The sequence below is a fragment of the Psychrobacter sp. PG1 genome (genome assembly GCF_014897815.1).
GTDB lineage: Bacteria > Pseudomonadota > Gammaproteobacteria > Pseudomonadales > Moraxellaceae > Psychrobacter.
The window spans coordinates 35,825-53,581 of the sequence record NZ_JABUZG010000039.1 but is presented as its reverse complement, the minus strand read 5'-3'; the positions used below and the strand labels follow the sequence as shown (position 1 = coordinate 53,581).

Below are 17,757 nucleotides of genomic sequence, written 5' to 3'. Positions count from 1 at the left end.
AAAGAAAATAATGAGCAAAGTGAGAACAACGCCTTCGATACCGACTCATGGTACACTAAGCCATATTTTTATCTCGGAAGCCTTATGTCATCTGATTACCACCCAAACCCTGCCAACAATCAAGCCAATGTCTTAGGTACGGCACTTGCCAGCTGCTGCTTTGACCCTATTACCGGTTATTACCGCAACGGCTTTTGTCATACTGGCAACCATGACGTCGGTCAGCACACCGTATGCGCCAAGATGACCAGCGAGTTTTTGAACTTTTCTGCCAGTCGCGGCAATGATTTGATTACGCCGCTACCTGAGTATGGATTTTCTGGTCTCAAGCCTGGTGATTATTGGTGCATTTGCGCGTTACGCTGGGTTGAAGCTTTGGACTTTGATATTGCCCCGCAAATCAAACTAGAAGCTTGCCACGAAAGCTTATTGAGCTTGGTCGATATTGATACTTTGAAAAGTTACGCCCTTTAATAACGATCATTATTAACAACAATCATTATAAGTTCTGATTGTGACACGTTTTTTACTTTATAAAGGGAGGGTGTATGGAAAACAATAACGACCAGTTGATCAAAAAAACCGCGCGTATTGCACCTAACTCTAATATCAATCGTATTTACGCCGATATGAATGAGGAACATCTCTATCTAGACAATGACGACAGCTATATCTATGGCGATGCTGATACCACCACTGAGGACACCATCGAGACCATGACGGTCTACGATCCTGACTCTGAACGCTATGAGGATATTGACTCTTCCAGTGCCGATGAAGTCGTCAATTGCTATGCTTATTCACGTAAGACCGGTGAAAATCTCGATAAATTAGCGCTAAACGATGTTAGTCGTGCCTTAAATAATAATGGTCAGTTTATTTGGCTTGGTCTCTATGATCCAAGCCTAGAAACCATGGTCAAAGTCAAAGAAGCCTTTGGACTACATGAACTGGCAATCGAAGATGCATTTGCCGATCACCAGCGTGCCAAAGTCGAGAACTATGACAATGACATGGTGTTTGTGGTATTGCGTACCGCTAAGCTTGAGGACAATGTCATTCGCTATGGCACCACCGCGATATTTATGGGCAAAAACTACCTGATTACCATCCGTAATGGTCCATCAAACTCCTACGCACCTGTCCGTGAGCATTGTCATCGTCGCCCTGAAAAGCTGCGTATGGGGCCGATATTTGTACTGCATGCTATTCTCGATTTTATCGTGGATAATTATATGCCGATTACCGATCGTTTAGGTCGCTATTTGCGTGAGCAAGAACGTTACGTGTTTACCTATGAGTTTGATAAAGGTACATTAAAAAACCTTTATGAGCTCAAATCGCAACTCGTACATATGCGGGCGATTATTTTACCAGTACAGGATATCTGTAGTTTTTTTATCAATCATAAAAAAAGCGAGATGGTCTCTGGGTTTTCTCAGGCCGCTAAGCCCTACTTCCGCGACGTCAATGACCATTTGCTACACTCATTAGACGCCATTAACGGTCTAAACGAGATGCTGAGTGTGGTCATGAATACCTATATGGCCATGGTTAATATGGGACAGAACGAGGTGGTGCGTAAGCTTGCTGCTTGGGCAGGTATTTTAGCTGTACCGACGGCCATTGCAGGTATCTATGGGATGAACTTTGATTTCATGCCCGAGCTGCATTGGCAATATTCCTACTTTGTCATCATGCTCATCATTGGATCATTATGTGGCTATTTATATTACAATTTTAAAAGGCTTAAATGGTTATAACTAAAATTTATAGTTAATGTTTCATTGATAGTCAGCGTTCAGCTTTTAAAAACAGCATCCTTCATGGTGCTGTTTTTTCACTTTATTATTGATAATAATTCTTATTTGTAATACTATTCACATTTATTCTTGCTAAACTCTTGCCGCCATTTCTACTATTCCAACGCCATCATATACGATTGACTCGGTCAATAGCACAAATCCTACAACCGTCGGATTTGTATGGGACGGTTTTGTTATTTTACGGCTGGCTATAGCGCGGTTGCAGCGGTATTTGTCTCAGGACAAGTACAAGATAGCAGCGGCGTCAAATCATTGACTTATATGCATAATAACGAATCAGCCCAAGCGCTAACGCTAGATACTGACGGTTATTTTGATGATCGTATTTTATTAACGCTAGGTAGCAATACCCTTGTCTTAGAAGCCACAGACAATGCCGGTAATATCATACGCTCAACCAAAACCATCTACGTAGGCGATACGATAGCGGCAGGTGGTTCGCATACCGCTGCCCTGCGTGATGGTCAGCTATATGGTTGGGGTCGCAACAACTATGGTCAGACAGGACTCGGTCTGACCACAAAAATCAGCGATATTATGGGACATCCAGACACGCCGATGCTAATGAACAGCGCACCAAAAGACCTGATATCTATTGGCTTTAATCAAAATCATTCACTCGCTATTGCTCAAAATGGTCAAGTTTATAGTTGGGGCGAAGACAAATACGGGCAGCTGGGTCGCGGTGACGGAGGTCGTAATGACTGTAGCAAAACTGCAGACTGTCGTTTGGATATCAGCGCGATCGAAGGTATCGAAAATGCCGTCATGGTCGCACCCGGCTATAGCCATAACTTGGTATTGACCGAAGAGGGTACGGTTTGGGCCTTTGGTGCCAATGGACACGGTCAGCTTGGTAATAATACCAGCACCGATAGCAGCACCCCTGTCAAAGTTGACTTCTCAGCAGCCACAGAGGCAGGACATATCGTGCAGGTGGTTGTTAGTGGCAATAGCTCTTATGCCTTAGATGACAAAGGTCAGGTTTGGGGTTGGGGCAGCGATGCTTACGCCAACCTTGGCAAAGGCAAAGTCTGTAACACTACAACCAACTGTATCAACGTCAATGCAACCCCTGTACGTATTCATGTCATTAATGAAACGATTAATAACGCCATTAATGCTAAGACAGATGACGCCACTCAAAAAGCTGACGACCAACCCGCTATAGATGTAGAAAAAGTGACCCAATTGACGGCTGGCAAAGACCATATCTTAGCATTGACCAATAAAGACGCAGTGTATGGCTGGGGGTTAAATGCCACTAGTCAATTGGGCTACAATGGTGAGACATTTAATGGCAGCGAAAAGGCATGGGCAGATGTCATTACCTCACCGACCAAACTACCTTGGTTTACAGATAAAGAAGTTCGCCGCGTCTATGCCAATGGCAATGCTAGCTATGCGTTACTGGACAATGTCGCCACTAATAATGGCTCATCAAAAACGGATGGTATTCTCTATGCATGGGGCATGTTTGGGGAGACAAACGGCGCAGGCAAGACCATTTACAACGACCTAGATGAACCAACCAATAAGCTGCCGAATCTAAAGAATATCGATAATATGGCCATGGGTGCCATGCATCTAATTGCTCATGAAAAATCGTTTGACCAAGATAATAATACGCTGAAAACTGGTCATTTATTTACGTGGGGCTGGAGCTTTGAAGGCTCACTCGGCAACAAAGACACCACTCATATTTGGATGTATAACAACCCTATCCCAGTTGCTTTACCTAGTCAGCTATAAGTGCTTTAAGCATGACGAAGTAAACAGTGCATAGTTGGTTGAATTTCCTATCATAAAATTCTCAAACAAGCAGCCTCGTTTATGCTGCTTGTTTGAGTTAATACGCCTAACTATTGCGTGGTAGCTTATCGCATACTCCTCAGGATATCCTCAATTAAATCGACAGCCCTCTAAATAGGCTGACGATGAAGATACACCCTAACCCCTTATATTCCAGCCATTTCAGGTCAGCCCATGTTTTTACGATCAAACTCGTCAACCATATCAAATTCTTCATTGTATACATTACCTCCCATCATACGTAACACACTACTCAGTGTAAGTATCGCGCTGCTGCTCACTGCTTGTGGCGGTTCAGATGATTCAAATAATTCCAGTAATGATGGCAATACTAACGCACCCAACCCACCCACTACTCCTGACACTCCAGAAATCGATACCAACTGGCAGCCAGCAGGTGGCAGTGCTACGATTGCCGCCAATGGATCACAGCCTTTTTTGCAAATCATGCCCAATCTACCGAGCAGCTCTTTAGGCGGGGTATCGCCTGGACGTGAGTTATTTATCACCGAGTGGACACCAGCAAATGAGGGTCGCGTACTGTTCGATGGTGTGGGGCCACTGTTAAATGCCAATGCCTGTACCCAATGCCATAGCGCTGAAGGTCGCAAACCCATTTATGCAGTCAATGGTCAGCTGAGTGATGCGATTTTATTCCGGTTGGGTAATAAGCAAGGCCTGCCACATGCTTATTACGGTGAACAAATGCAGCATCAAAGTATTGCCACAAGTATCAATCCCGAAGGGAGCATGCGCTACGCAGCGATGCCCAGTCAAAATGATAAACCTGCTGGCATACAGTTTAGCTTTACTCCAACTGACCCTAATCAACCCTTAGGGAATACAGCGATTAGCGGACGTATCTCACCGCAATTGGTCGGTATGGGCTTGCTCGACCTGATTCCTGAAGCGAATATCATTGCGGCAGCTGACCCTGATGATAACAATCAAGACGGTATCAGTGGCCGCGTACATTGGGTACAAGATGGCAAACAGCAGCGCATTGGCCGCTTTGGATGGAAGGCGATTAACTCAAGCCTGCGTACCCAAAATGCCAATGCCATGTCGCAAGATATGGGTTTGACCACCTCGGTATTTATGGATCCTAACTGTACGGTAAATCAGCCTATTTGCTGGACAGCAGCGAATGGCGGCTCTCCAGAAGTTTCAGACAGCAGTCTAGATGCCGTGACCGATTTTATGACCGCTCTTGCCGTACCTGAAAGGCGAATAGACGATTTATCAGATTTTAATAAAGGAGCGCAACTGTTTGCACAAGTCGGCTGTGCTGGCTGTCATACACCCAAGCAAAAAACAGGCAATAGTGATCGCTTCCCGCTCCTATCACAGCAAAACATTTATCCTTATACTGATTTATTACTGCATGATATGGGCGCTGGACTAGATGACAGCGTAAAAGAGAAAAATGCAGAAAGCTTTGAGTGGCGTACACCGCCATTGTGGGGAATTGGCATTGTGGCACGTGATCCAGAAGCGCGGTTTTTGCATGATGGTCGTGCCAGCAGCTTGACTGAAGCGATACTCTGGCATGGTGGTGAAGCAGAAGGTGCAAAGACGCGCTTTACACAGTTATCCGCCACGCAAAAACAAACATTAATGACCTTCTTAAAGGGCATTTAACGCTCAAACAATAAAATGTGAGATTTAAGAAGGCAAAAAAGGGCTACCAGTGGTAACCCTTTTTTATGCTGCTATTTAATAGTTATTCACGGCGATGCTTGGTATGACTATCAGGCGCTTGAGCATTATCAGGTAACAGCGCTTTAATCGTTAAGTTTGCATGCTGTTTATCTAGATTGTCCTCTGGACGGCCAAACGTTTTTGCTGTCCAAGTTAATACTACGATAGAACCACTCAATAGCATAATGGCCACAGAAATTGTCGCCAGCAGCCATAAATGGAAATAGTCTGAGACTGCCTGTACATCAACCACCAAATGTCGTGACAATGCAGTAATCGCGATAAATATCAAAAACTGTACCGGCAGACGATGGGTTTTAAAATAAATACCTATCATGGCGAGCAGCTCAAGATAAATAAACAACATCAATATGTCTTTTAAATCCGCTGAGCCTTTTTGAACAATACCAACGAACTCTTTACCGGCGGTCCAAACGACAACCACACTGATTAGAAATAAAATAACGTAATGACAGACATCGACAAACTCTCTACCGATACCTTGTAGTCGCTCATGAACACCTACGTTTTTTTTAGCCATGTTTAGGTCCTATCAACTGAGATGTGGTTGATTTAGCCTGAGTATATATTACCTCAGGCCCCTTATTTATCGGCAATCAGTATTCGTATGACTCTCTTTTTAGCCGATATTCAAACCGGCAGATTTTTCAGCAGCATCAACCGTTTGGCGAATAAGGGTATTAATGGTCATTGGACCCACGCCGCCCGGTACAGGCGTATAAGCACTGGCGATGTTTTCAACACCTTGCAACTCAATATCACCGACGCCGCCATTATCCGTTGGATGAAAGCCTGCATCGATAACCACAGCGCCCGCTTTGATCCACTCCGCTTTAATCAATTCTGGCACGCCCACTGCCCCAACCACGATATCCGCACGCTTAATATGAGACTCTAAATCTTGCGTTCTTGAATGGCAAATCGTTACGGTGCAGTTGGCATTCAATAGCATCATCGCCATTGGTTTACCCAAGATGGCACTGCGACCTACAACTACGGCTTCCTTACCAGCAAGCTCGATATTATGATGCTCTAATAAGTGCATGATGCCTTGCGGGGTACATGAACCATAAGCGCTCTGCTGCATCGCCATACGACCAAAGCCAAGACAGGTCACACCATCGACGTCTTTTGCCAAGTTAATCTGCTCAAAGCAAGCACGCTCATCGATATGTGCAGGCACTGGATGTTGTAGCAAGATACCATGGACGTCTGGATTGCTATTAAGCTCATCTATTTTTGCCATCAGCTCTTCAGTGGTTGTCGCACTTGGCATCTCAACGCGTATAGAATCCATGCCGACACGTTTACAAGCATTACCTTTCATACGTACATAAGTCGCAGAAGCGGGATCGTCGCCGACCAATATCGTCGCTAAGCTTGGGGTACGTCCTGTTTTAGCTTTAATAGCGTCTACACGCGTACTCAGTTGCTGTTCTATTTGTTTAGCAAGTGCTTTACCGTCCAAAACGGTAGCAGATCCTTGGGCAGTTGACATAGTAACTCCAATAGAGGGTGCGATAAAAAAAAGAAAGACAGCGCCCGCAACTACTTGCATGCCTGTCTTATGCTTGATCAATGTATGATTAAGACTGATATTGTACCTGTCTGGGCTAAAAAATCCTAGCGTGAGATAAGACTTGGATACTTATAAATTTCTATCGCTCGCCAATCTAGCAATATCATGTCATTACCGATGCAACCTTGACAACCTTTACCGTTTTATAAGAAAGTCTACTCACAAATAAAAGCTAATAGCCGCAACACCTTATAAATAATCAACACGCCTTAATAAGCGATATTCTCACATTACTGAATCATTGAAACAAACACGCGATCGATTGCATCTACCGTTTGCGCGATTTCGGCAGTGGTTAAGGTAGGATGAACCAAAAACATTAAGCTGGTCTCTCCCAATTGTTTTGCTATTGGCAGTCTGTTTTCTGGACGCAAGCCTGTATCATCGAATGCTTTTTCTAAATATACCTCTGAGGCAGACCCTGAATAGCAAGGCACGCCTAGCGCATTTATTTCTTCAATGATGCGATCACGTGTCCAGCCCTCAGCTAGGTTATTTGGTTGCACATAAACATACAATTTATAATAGGCATGGGTAGAGTTTGGAAACTGATAATCTTGCTCTAATGTCGGCACCGATAGATAGCCTTTTTCTTCCCATTTAGCACATGCCTCTAATATCACTTGAGCATTAGCACTGCGCTTCGCTATCCAGTCACTCATATGTGCCAATTGAATACGCCCAATCACGCCTTGAATCTCGGTCATGCGCCAATTGGTGCCAAAGCTCTCATGTAGCCAATTATAGCCGGGCTGCTGCTCGGTCTCATAGACCGCCGCATAGCTTTTGCCATGGTCTTTATACGCCCACATTTTTCGCCATAGTTGCTCGTCATCAGTGGTGACCATACCGCCCTCGCCGCCTGTGGTCATGATCTTATCTTGGCAAAAACTCCACGCGCCAATATGACCGATACTGCCAACGCTACGACCTTTGTAGCGTGCACCATGAGCTTGTGCGCAGTCTTCAATGACATATAAGTTATGCCGATCTGCCAGTGCCATGATGCCATCCATATCACAGGGCCAACCTGCCAAATGCACACAGACGATGCCTTTGGTTTTGTCCGTCAATACCGCCGCTATCGACTCTGGAGTGATATTCCCTGTGGACTCATCAACATCCGCAAAAATGGGCGTCGCGCCTGCATTAACCACTGAGGAGATACTGGCAATAAAAGTACGCGGCGTCACGATAACTTCATCACCCACACCTATACCAAGTGCCTGCAATGCCGCGTCCAATGCCAAAGTTCCGTTACCCAATGCAATCGCGTATTTGCTACCCGCCCAATCAGCGAATTCCTCTTCAAACTGACGGCATTCTTGCCCTGTCCAATAATTGACCTTGTTGGATAACAATACTTGACTGACCGCATCCGCTTCTTGCTGAGTAAAACTAGGCCAAGGTGAAAAAGGAGTATTTAGCATGCGTTCCTCATCAAAGCGTGTTTTTATCGACGCTATTACCTGTGAATTTACTCATGGTCGCTTCACCATCAGCACTAATGCCATCTTTGATAATGACTTTTTTTACTGTTTTAACCAAGATCATAATGTCTAACCATAATGACTGATGATCGACATACCATGTATCGAGCGTAAATTTTTCATGCCAACCAATCGTATTGCGACCATTAACTTGTGCGTATCCCGTAATACCCGGACGTACACGGTGGCGACGCGCTTGCTCATCATTATATAGCGGCAGATATTCCATCAATAATGGTCGCGGCCCCACCAAACTCATATCGCCTTTAATCACATTCCATAGTTCAGGCAGCTCATCGAGACTGCTATTACGCAAGGTCTTACCAAATGCCGTCAAACGCTCATCATCCTCTAAAGGATTACCCTCTGCATCGATCGCATCTTTCATCGAGCGAAACTTAATCATCTCAAACGGCTTGCCATTTAGACCAGGGCGAGTTTGTTTAAATATCACTGGTGATCCTAAGTTTTTTTTGACTTTATAAGCCGTAATAGCATAAACAGGAGATAATATTACCAAGGCCGCCGTGGCCGCCGTGATGTCAAATAGTCGCTTTATCATTTTTCAGCCCGCCTTTTGTCGTTTACGCGGTCATCCCTATTACGTAAATAAAAACTTAAATAACTTTGCCACAATTGCTTGCGTTCAAAATTTGCAATGGCCCAGTCTCTTGCCTCAGGATATCTCTTTTCAAATTCCTTATCAGTAGCAGCAGCACTGATCGCTTCGGCGACAGACGACATATCCTTAAAATTGAATTTTCGACCACTGATACCTTCTTTGACACTATCCTTTACACCAACGACATCATAGGCAAAGGTTGGAACGGCGCAACTTGCTGCTTCAATAGCGACACTGCCAAACCCTTCACGATAGCTCAAAAACAAATGTAAATCAGCACACTGAAAAATCTCGTGTACATTTGGATTGGCTGGTATATACACACCTCTATTATCTTTGACAACTTTCTCAACGACTACTTTTCCTACGTCGTCTTCACAGTCTCCTATGAACATAAAGTAGACGTTTTCTGCTCTTAGTTTTTCGGATATATACTCAATATCTTTGAAGCCTTTATCATCACAAACTCGTCCTACCACGCAAATCACAAAGGTATTTTCAGGTATCTTGTACTTCTTTCTTAATACCTCTTTTTCTAGCTGAGCCATAGGTTGCAGCAAATCAGTATCGATGCCGTTAAATGAGCCATTATCAATGACAGTTGCCTTGCTTTTTTTGAGGATATTTTCTGCTAAGCATACGCTGAGCAAAGATTCAGAAACAAATAAAACCTCGTGAGATAAGCCAAAACTTAATATATCCAGACCCTGAAACACCCTCTTTTTTAAACCTGAAAAATTCTCATAGGCTCTACCCACGCTAAAAGCAATTCGTCTCTTTTGCAATGTAACAGCACTTGCGATACTCCCTAACAACAAGGCTTTAGGCGTTAAATAAACCACCACATCAAAACGATTCGATAGCATATAACGGGTTAAAAGCGCGAGTGACTGAGTATCTTTAAGCAAAGAAGGCTTACGCTGAAAATTTAAATTAATTACCTTGCCTATTTTGCGCTCACGTAAAATATCTAACTGCTGTTTATCGCCACCGCAGATTAAGGTGATATCAACATCCGCATGGTCTCTAATGTATTCAAGCTGATCGCGATATAGCACATTAAATGACACCGCATCTGTCATTAGAAAGCATATCTTTAATGTCATTTCAGCACCTCAATATTTTTTTATATTATTTTATCAGTGACATTTTATAAATAATATTATTTAGCACAAATACCATTTACCACTGACTGATGATGATTTCTTAGCGTATCAGATATTGTTAATTTATTTCTTTTATTGGCTATTTTTTGTAATAATCCTATCGAATCTAAAAAAGTGACTGTTGTCAGTTTTGCTGATAATTTCAAAGAACCTAAATAACTGTTTCCCTTATATTCACAGTACGTTTTAAAACTGTCTTTATAGGATCTGGTTATTTTAGATAATGATAAATTCCCTGCTTCTCTATAATAGTATAGTAAATCGGGCAATACCGCTAAATTTAAATCTTGATTTGAGATAGCTCTACACCACAAATCATAATCTTCAGACCTTGGATAATTTTCATTATATTTATTTCGTTCATACCAACTCTTTTTTGCCAAAACAGCAGCATGTACAATAGGATAAGCCGCGGCTATTTCTTTAAATTCCGTGTAAATTTCATCGACATGACGACAACCATAAACTTTATTAAAATTATCAATAGACACGACACCTGTAGAAACCAAATCATAATTTGGATTTTTTTCTAAAAAACTTAATTGAATCGCTAGTCTATCTGGATGAATGAGATCATCGGCATCCATGCGCGCTATATAATCATAATTAGCTTCTTCAATAAGCTGATTTAATCGAGCAGGCAGTTTTTTATTTATGCCATCAGCAATGACCCTTATTCTATGATCAGCCTCTTCAAAACGCTTGGCGATGGCCAATGACGCATCAGTAGAGCCATCATCAATTAATATAAGCTCCCATAACTCATGCGTTTGAGCCAATATAGATTTGATAGCGTCTTCTAAGTACGCTTCAGCATTATAAATGGGAATACCAATAGATATATATGTCTGATTTTTCATTAGAAAACCTCAAATATCGGATTGATAATATACGGACTCAAGTTACTAAATCTCGATGTCGTCAAGACAAAATACATGAGAAAAATAACGATACTCGCTATATATAAATAAATATTATTAATTCTTTTTAAAATCATAGGCAGTATCAAAACCAATGTCCATGTAAAATACGCAAGCAGCCTTTGAGGACCTGAAGGACTGGTACCCAACATCGCTAACGGTATGATAAAAACCACGCCTGATGCATAAAACGTTATGAGTTTTTGAAAATCTTTGTCTTTAATTTTATACAGATAACTGACCAAGATAATTAAAATCATGATAGCCGTGTAAAAACCAAGCGTTAAAAACCCGCCTGCTTCATCGGATGCTTTCGCATAGCCCTCATATCTATCGTTAGTAGAAGAAATATAAGCGACCAATACCCCACTTACTAATAGCGATCCTAAGAATGTTGCCAAAATCTTATATAAGGGTTTTATTCTTAAATTGACGATAAAATAAAATGGAATCATAAATAACGCGGTTACATGGAACAATGAAGCAATTGCACAAATCAGCAGGTATGAAATAAATCGTTTTTCTAACAGATAAGGAATGGCCAAGGTAAAGATCGCCATTGCCAATCCTTGACGCAGTCCATTAAAAGAAAAAGTATAAACGCCCAGCGTAATAAATAAAAATACGGAGAACCAATAATTTACGCTGTATTTTTTAATCACTCTAAGATAGCAATAGACAATAATTAAACTGGTAATAACAAGCAGCCAAAAATAATGAGTGGTCATACGTAATAACGCATACTCTAATAACTGATAACCAAACTCAATATCTTCATTGAACCTAAAGTACTCGGCATTCAATTGACTGTTGAAATTTCTCGTATAGTTTCCTGTATCCGTACCGACTCGGTAGCTACGAAGACCTGCAAACAATGTCAATATAATTAGCGGCAGCCAAAAAGACGTACGATTGAGAGATTTTTTCTCCAGTACGACCCAAAAAACAACAAGGCTAAGAACCAGCAGATATGGAAGCATTTAACCCTCTATAAAAGTAGATGTCGTCAATCTTATATAAATCGGATATGGTGGCAGGTTTACACCGTCTAGTATCTTTTGTACCGTCCAATACCTATATAACTATAGCCTTCCTATCCACCTCGATTTTTTTCTCATTCCGTCCAAACTACCTTGAAACAACTATAAATAAGAAGCAACTACTCTGTCACATACTCAAGTACTTTTGCATTAGTGTTTGCGCGTTGGTAGCAGCACTAAATCCATATAAATTCAGCGCTGCGGTTATGTCTTTTTCATTGGGCTTTGGCTGTTTAGACGCTAATAAGCAATCAACCCAATCCTTGGCTGAGTGAATCGGTAAAAACTGTACTAATCCAAGTCCTAAATCTACTTCAGGTGATACTTGGTCAGAAACTAACGCCTTTAACCCAACTGTTTGGCTCTCGACCAAGACGACAGGGAAACCCTCGTGCAACGAAGGCATAATCATATAGTCGGCGCTGGCCATTAATTCTGTGATATCCGTACGCATCCCCAAAAACTTGACCGTATCTAGGAGTGACTTATCTGCTACTTGTTGCCTGAGCCTCATATCCAATGAACCTTGTCCAACAATGTATAAGGTAAAAGCGATTTGACGTTTTTTTAACTGCTCAGCGATCTCTAAAGAAAACTGATGGTTTTTAACCTCATTTAGACGACCAACTTGGATGATTTTTAGCCCCTCATTGTCAAATTCTTGGTCGATATACTGTCTTGATTGGTTAGCGACTGTCATCATCTGCTGTATATCAACAGCATTGGGCAGTAGCCACACGTCTTTTATGCTGCCAAATAGGTAATTTGCCGCTTGTTCACCGCAACTCATTTTATCCGTGGCCAATTTACGATTGGTAATGAACGCCCATTGTTCATATATTTTTTTAACAATATTGGTTTTACCATTACTGGTACTATGAGAATGTGAAATGCGATGCGGCACGCCAGCACTTTTGGCAGCCAGCAGATGAAAAGCATTGTTTAATAGCATATGAGCATGAATGATTTGATAGTCAGGATGTTGTTTAAGGTAGTTTTTAAGCTTCCACATACGCGCTAATGAATGATCCGCTAAAATCGGTATAATCCTACCGCCCAGCGCTATTATCTCAGCATCATAGTCACCGACCTCGGCAGTAAAAGTGATAAAATCAAACTGAATCTGGCTATGATCTATATGACGATATAGATTCATAAGCATGGTCTCTGCCCCAGCCCGATCCATTTTTCCCACGATGTGCAGCACTCTCTGAATAGTCATCTCTTTACCTATTAAGAAGCCATAAAACCAAACGTATTTTTCAAAACTATTCTGAATCTGTCATCCCTTGACCTTTAACCTTTGCTCTTTTGTCTAGCGCTTGACGAAGCACCTGTAACATCAGCAAGGCAACTTGAGTCGGCATACGTACGATATTACTAATCATCATATTTCTTACGGTCAAATCGCTGTTATAACCTTTTAGTCGTAACGTTTTATCTGCTTTTTTAGCTTGTGCCAATGCAGCTGCTAAATAGTCATTATCTATACGAGTAAGGATACTCCAATGACTTTGTTTAATTTTATTGGCGAGTGTTTTTTTAGCCTCATCCGCTTGATATTCCTCTACTAAACTGATGACTTCTGCGTGGATAACGAAAAGGTCTAATAGTTTTTTATCTGTTGACCCTGTGATCGACGTGCCACGCTGTCTGTATAGATAAAAATCAATGGGCAGGTGATACTTAATATTAGTAGCTAAGCCAAGATGCCAATGAAAAGGCCAGTCTTCGTAGTACAGACCCACTGGGAACTGTAACGAGGCAGACCGCACTGCGCTAGATTTAATAAATTTGAGCCATGCAAAATGCGGTAAGCTAAAATATAAGCCGTCTATTTTGGTTGCCTCGAATGCTAAATTGCTAGCCGGATACGGTAGATCTGTCTCTGTAATGCCCTCTTTGAACGGTGTAAAGCCATATGTTACAACCTCTGCATTCGTGGTGAGCGCACAATCCACACACGCTGCCACCAAGCGAGTGTCTATAATGTCATCAGAATCAACGAACATTATGTATTTGCCTATCGCAGACTTGATACCAGTATTACGAGCCGCAGAAAGACCGCTGTTTTCATGATGCTGAATGACTTTGATGCGCTCATCTATGAGATGTGACGCAAGTGCTTGTTTTGAATCATCAGTGGAGCAATCTTCTACAACGATAATTTCAATATTCTGATAAGTCTGCTGCTTAATGGATGCCAAGCAAGCATCGATATATGACGCAACGTTATACACTGGTACGATGACACTCACTAATGGCGTTTCGATAGTCGTCATATCGCTACTAGCGCTTTTTTTAGGTCATCATACTCAGATATATCAACTGGCGACTCATCCATCGTACCGTGAGGCAGGGACAGAAGGCTATCGATGAATGTTGCAATATCAGCAATCTCATCCAACTCTAAAAACACCAGCCTTGGATGACCGCCTAACCAGTCCAACTGCGTCTGTCTTATCTTATGATTGGAGTTCGGAAGTACCAAGCACGGCATACCCGATAGCAAACATAAAATCATGCCGTGCAGCCGGTCAGTCACGACCAATTTTGCAGCACGAAACTGACTAAGCTTGTCAGTCAGTAATTTTGTGCAATGTGCCTCATCGAGTTGCGAACCACCAGCATGTGTATCGGTCTTTTCAATCTGATAGCCAGTATCTGCTAAGGCTTTGTCTATCATGGCGTATTGCTCAGCTGATAATGCGGCTTCTTTGTCATCTCGTAAGCAGCGCAAAATACCTGAAGGCGCTAAGCAATCTGTCGTACCCAGCACTGTGGCATTAGCGCTCATCACAATATCTGGTACGAGACCAATATGCACATTACTGTACTCAGCAAAAAGCTCGATGAGTTTTGCCGCTGTTATCGACTCTCTGGCAAAAACATGTATATCTGGATGATTGGCGTAAACTTTCACAATACGCTGCAAGGCACGTTTAGATTGAATAGAATCATTCCAATCTAGTGTCTGAGGAAAACAAACGATTCGATTGGCAGGAAATGACTTGATGACTAATTGGCGCAGCTCCTCAATATCAGGATACGTGCCACCCATATTACCGCCGCCAATGATAGTAACGATATCCGTCTCTTTTATTTGCTGTTTAATGGAATTGAGCACGAATCTGGTTTGACTGATAGCCACACTAACAACATCATAATCCGTCAGCACACGTTGCAAATACTGCTTTTGCGCGTGAGAAATAGCAATATCACCAATATTGCCATAGTCGGCGGCAAGAAAAATAAAGCACCGTTTACCAGTTGGTAACGGTAAACCTCTCGCCCCCATATAAGCGGCCAAGTGTTTTTTTAATCTGAGCGGAATGAGCTTTTTTATAGCAGCAATATTCATTTTTAATGCTCCCTTATTCGTTTCTCATTAACAGCTTCTTAACCCACATACGACGCCTTGAGCCAACAGGAAACAATCTATTCAAGTTAGGAGGCGGTTTACGTTTGAGTGCTTTTTCAATGTATGGCAGCCATTCAAGACCTCTACCCGTTTTAATCATCTCATGACGAATTAACTTCCAATCTATGCTGACAGCCCTGCCCTTTAGAGCCATTGATTTAAAAAGTGATGAGTCCATGGGCTCGCTAAAACATTGAGGGTTATCTATACCTGCAACCAAAAAGTTGAGACGCGTCCTAACACATTTCTCACAGCGACCGCAGTTACTATCATGCTTATCTCCAGCCCAACAGACACGTAAATTCTCTATACCCAATGGCCATGCTGCAAGCGCTTGAATCTTCTCTGAACGACTAAAGCCTGCACCATCATGAATGAGTCTAAAGTCGCCAGAACTTAGCAGCGGGTCAGTGATTGGGTGTGAGCCCCAAGGACTAATTAATACATCATAAGAATCACCACTACCAATGAGCCCAATTCCTGCATATCGTTTCAAGCCGCATAATACTGAGGCAATAGCAGCAGCATGATAGTCTTCCCAGTTGATGTCCCAAAGTCCTCGAATATTTGTCTCAACTGGCAATAGCTCGATATTGATATCTGCAAGTACTTTTGTCGCTATTTTTGCTGCACTGGCAAAGCCTTTTGTATCCTCTAAAGGTATATCAAAACCATGCACAAAAACCCCTGCTTTAGTATTTCGTGTGGCGTATCCTGCTCTGCCTGTCGCATGACGATAAGCGGTAAACTGAGCATCAACGCCACCAGAAAATGCAGCAATCGCACCATCTACTTGTACGTCGCTCTCTCTAATACGATCAACTTGTATATCAATCAAAAAATAACGCTCTGGTAACCACTTATTCCAAACATACTGTAGCTCTGTCAGGTTGGCTAATAGCTCATGCGACACGCTACCATGCACATGAATGGCTGCTCGCATCTGCATCGCGGGCAACAATGTGGCCAGTAAATAAGCATCACAATCATCGTCTTCTGGCATTGGCAAGTTCGCTGGATATACAAACCACAATACCTTCTCAATCATTTGCCCGTTAGCTGTTGTCTGTTGCAGCAAACAACAGCGCTTTTGGCCTTTTTCATCACTACGTAAAGGCTGAGGCAACAAATCAATATTAAGCATATTTTTTCACCTTTTCTTTAGACCAAGACAGTTGAAGAAAAACCAGCGTCATAACATACCAACGCCGTGAAAAACATAAAATCAATACACGAATGCCGCGGGCTGGATGTCGTTGATAATAATGCGGCAAACAGTTCTGATAAACGAAAGACTGGCGTATTTTAACTAGCTCTGCACGACGCTTTTTCATATCGATATGCGCCAAATTATTAAGTAAATATGGCAGCATATGCTCGACATAACTACGAGCAAAGTCCGATAATAGCACTTGCTTTTCAGTAGCACTGATCGACCAATCATGTATCCTGACTCTGGCTGTATAGTCCGCTTCAATGGATTCCAAAAGCCCTGATTTGTATTGTGAGCTTGTTATTGAGGTCGCATTTTCATAGTAGTTGTATGGACAGTCTGGCAGCACCGATAAACGATTTGCTTTGCTTAGACATGCGATATTAAAAATACCATCCTCACCAAATTTGACGTCGCTATCGAAGCGCAGCTCTGCGATTAAGTTTTTGCTATACACCTTGGTGCAGGCGTACCAATATATATGTCTATTCTCTGTCACTCTCAGTTGTAGCATTTCGATATCTTGCCGTGAGTATTCTGCCGCACTATTAGGACGCTCAATAACAGAGCCATCCAGCATCATGCGTTTATGACCAAATGCCAACATCTCGACATCTCGATCTACAGCTTGATCAAAGACAAAATCAAAATACCAATCATCAATGGTGTCATCCGCGTCTATAAAAACGATGTAACTGCCGGTTGCGATATCGAGCCCAGTATTACGAGCCTCTGCCACGCCACCATTTTTTTGATATTTCACCGTAATCCATGACCTAGCATTTGCCCAGCTATGCAATAGGCTAGCAGTATGATCTTTAGAACCATCGTCAATGACTATCAGCTCAATGTCGTGACTCTTTTTCGCAACGTCAATACTGTTGATGCAACGATCAATAGTAGCAGCGGCATTAAATGCAGCGATAATGACTGAAATCATAGTGAG

At 42.3% G+C, this 17,757-nt stretch carries 16 protein-coding genes; 4 read left to right on the top strand and 12 right to left on the bottom strand.

Translation table 11 applies throughout. The annotated features are described in order from the left end of the window. Positions 1–84: 84 nt before the first annotated feature. The 4 genes from INT03_RS02925 to INT03_RS02910 all read left to right on the top strand — a co-directional run bounded on the left by INT03_RS02925 (position 85) and on the right by INT03_RS02910 (position 5,279). Positions 85–474 carry a DUF2237 family protein gene (locus INT03_RS02925; RefSeq protein ID WP_045451983.1) on the top strand — a complete coding sequence of 130 codons (390 nt, stop codon included), beginning with the start codon at positions 85–87 and terminating at the stop codon, positions 472–474. A gap of 74 nt (positions 475–548) precedes the next feature. Next, on the top strand, positions 549–1,763 hold the full coding sequence (gene corA, locus INT03_RS02920; protein WP_193007512.1) for a magnesium/cobalt transporter CorA: 1,215 nt from the start codon (positions 549–551) through the stop codon (positions 1,761–1,763). Between the two features lie 222 nt (positions 1,764–1,985). Next, positions 1,986–3,578 (top strand): chromosome condensation regulator RCC1, encoded by a 1,593-nt coding sequence (locus tag INT03_RS02915; RefSeq protein ID WP_193007511.1) that lies wholly within the window; start codon positions 1,986–1,988, stop codon positions 3,576–3,578. Positions 3,579–3,812: 234 nt separating this feature from the next. Next, positions 3,813–5,279 (top strand): di-heme oxidoredictase family protein, encoded by a 1,467-nt coding sequence (locus INT03_RS02910; protein ID WP_193007510.1) that lies wholly within the window; start codon positions 3,813–3,815, stop codon positions 5,277–5,279. 82 nt (positions 5,280–5,361) lie between these two features. On the opposite strand, the gene INT03_RS02905 is transcribed toward INT03_RS02910, so the two are convergent. The 12 genes from INT03_RS02905 to INT03_RS02850 all read right to left on the bottom strand — a co-directional run bounded on the left by INT03_RS02905 (position 5,362) and on the right by INT03_RS02850 (position 17,751). Continuing rightward, the gene (locus INT03_RS02905) at positions 5,362–5,880 is read right to left on the bottom strand and encodes a phosphate-starvation-inducible protein PsiE (RefSeq protein WP_045451736.1); all 519 of its coding nucleotides are present in this window, start codon (positions 5,878–5,880) and stop codon (positions 5,362–5,364) included. A gap of 99 nt (positions 5,881–5,979) precedes the next feature. Next, positions 5,980–6,858 carry a bifunctional methylenetetrahydrofolate dehydrogenase/methenyltetrahydrofolate cyclohydrolase FolD gene (gene folD, locus INT03_RS02900; RefSeq protein WP_193007509.1) on the bottom strand — a complete coding sequence of 293 codons (879 nt, stop codon included), beginning with the start codon at positions 6,856–6,858 and terminating at the stop codon, positions 5,980–5,982. 311 nt (positions 6,859–7,169) lie between these two features. Further along, positions 7,170–8,369, bottom strand: a complete 1,200-nt coding sequence (locus INT03_RS02895; RefSeq protein WP_193007508.1) for a DegT/DnrJ/EryC1/StrS family aminotransferase — start codon at positions 8,367–8,369, stop codon at positions 7,170–7,172. Positions 8,370–8,379: 10 nt separating this feature from the next. After that, positions 8,380–8,991, bottom strand: a complete 612-nt coding sequence (locus tag INT03_RS02890; RefSeq protein ID WP_193007507.1) for a sugar transferase — start codon at positions 8,989–8,991, stop codon at positions 8,380–8,382. Further along, positions 8,988–10,133, bottom strand: coding sequence for a glycosyltransferase (locus INT03_RS02885; RefSeq protein ID WP_193007506.1), 1,146 nt, complete (start codon positions 10,131–10,133; stop codon positions 8,988–8,990). The genes INT03_RS02890 and INT03_RS02885 overlap by 4 nt, the downstream gene beginning before the upstream one ends. Before the next feature lie 80 nt (positions 10,134–10,213). Beyond that, positions 10,214–11,077 (bottom strand): glycosyltransferase family 2 protein, encoded by an 864-nt coding sequence (locus tag INT03_RS02880; RefSeq protein WP_193007505.1) that lies wholly within the window; start codon positions 11,075–11,077, stop codon positions 10,214–10,216. Then, a complete protein-coding gene (locus INT03_RS02875) occupies positions 11,077–12,117 on the bottom strand; it encodes an EpsG family protein (protein ID WP_193007504.1) in 1,041 nt (346 codons plus the stop codon). Before INT03_RS02875 ends, INT03_RS02880 begins: the two co-directional genes overlap by 1 nt. Positions 12,118–12,304: 187 nt before the next feature. After that, entirely contained in the window at positions 12,305–13,399 is a 1,095-nt protein-coding gene (locus INT03_RS02870) for a glycosyltransferase (protein WP_226950257.1), read from the bottom strand. A gap of 46 nt (positions 13,400–13,445) precedes the next feature. Next, positions 13,446–14,459 (bottom strand): glycosyltransferase family 2 protein, encoded by a 1,014-nt coding sequence (locus INT03_RS02865; protein ID WP_193007503.1) that lies wholly within the window; start codon positions 14,457–14,459, stop codon positions 13,446–13,448. Continuing rightward, complete coding sequence (locus tag INT03_RS02860) at positions 14,456–15,538, bottom strand: polysaccharide pyruvyl transferase family protein (RefSeq protein ID WP_193007502.1); 1,083 nt, start codon at positions 15,536–15,538, stop codon at positions 14,456–14,458. The genes INT03_RS02865 and INT03_RS02860 overlap by 4 nt, the downstream gene beginning before the upstream one ends. 13 nt (positions 15,539–15,551) lie before the next feature. Next, on the bottom strand, positions 15,552–16,742 hold the full coding sequence (locus tag INT03_RS02855; protein WP_193007501.1) for a hypothetical protein: 1,191 nt from the start codon (positions 16,740–16,742) through the stop codon (positions 15,552–15,554). Continuing rightward, the gene (locus INT03_RS02850; RefSeq protein WP_193007500.1) at positions 16,735–17,751 is read right to left on the bottom strand and encodes a glycosyltransferase family 2 protein; all 1,017 of its coding nucleotides are present in this window, start codon (positions 17,749–17,751) and stop codon (positions 16,735–16,737) included. Before INT03_RS02850 ends, INT03_RS02855 begins: the two co-directional genes overlap by 8 nt. Positions 17,752–17,757: the final 6 nt, after the last annotated feature.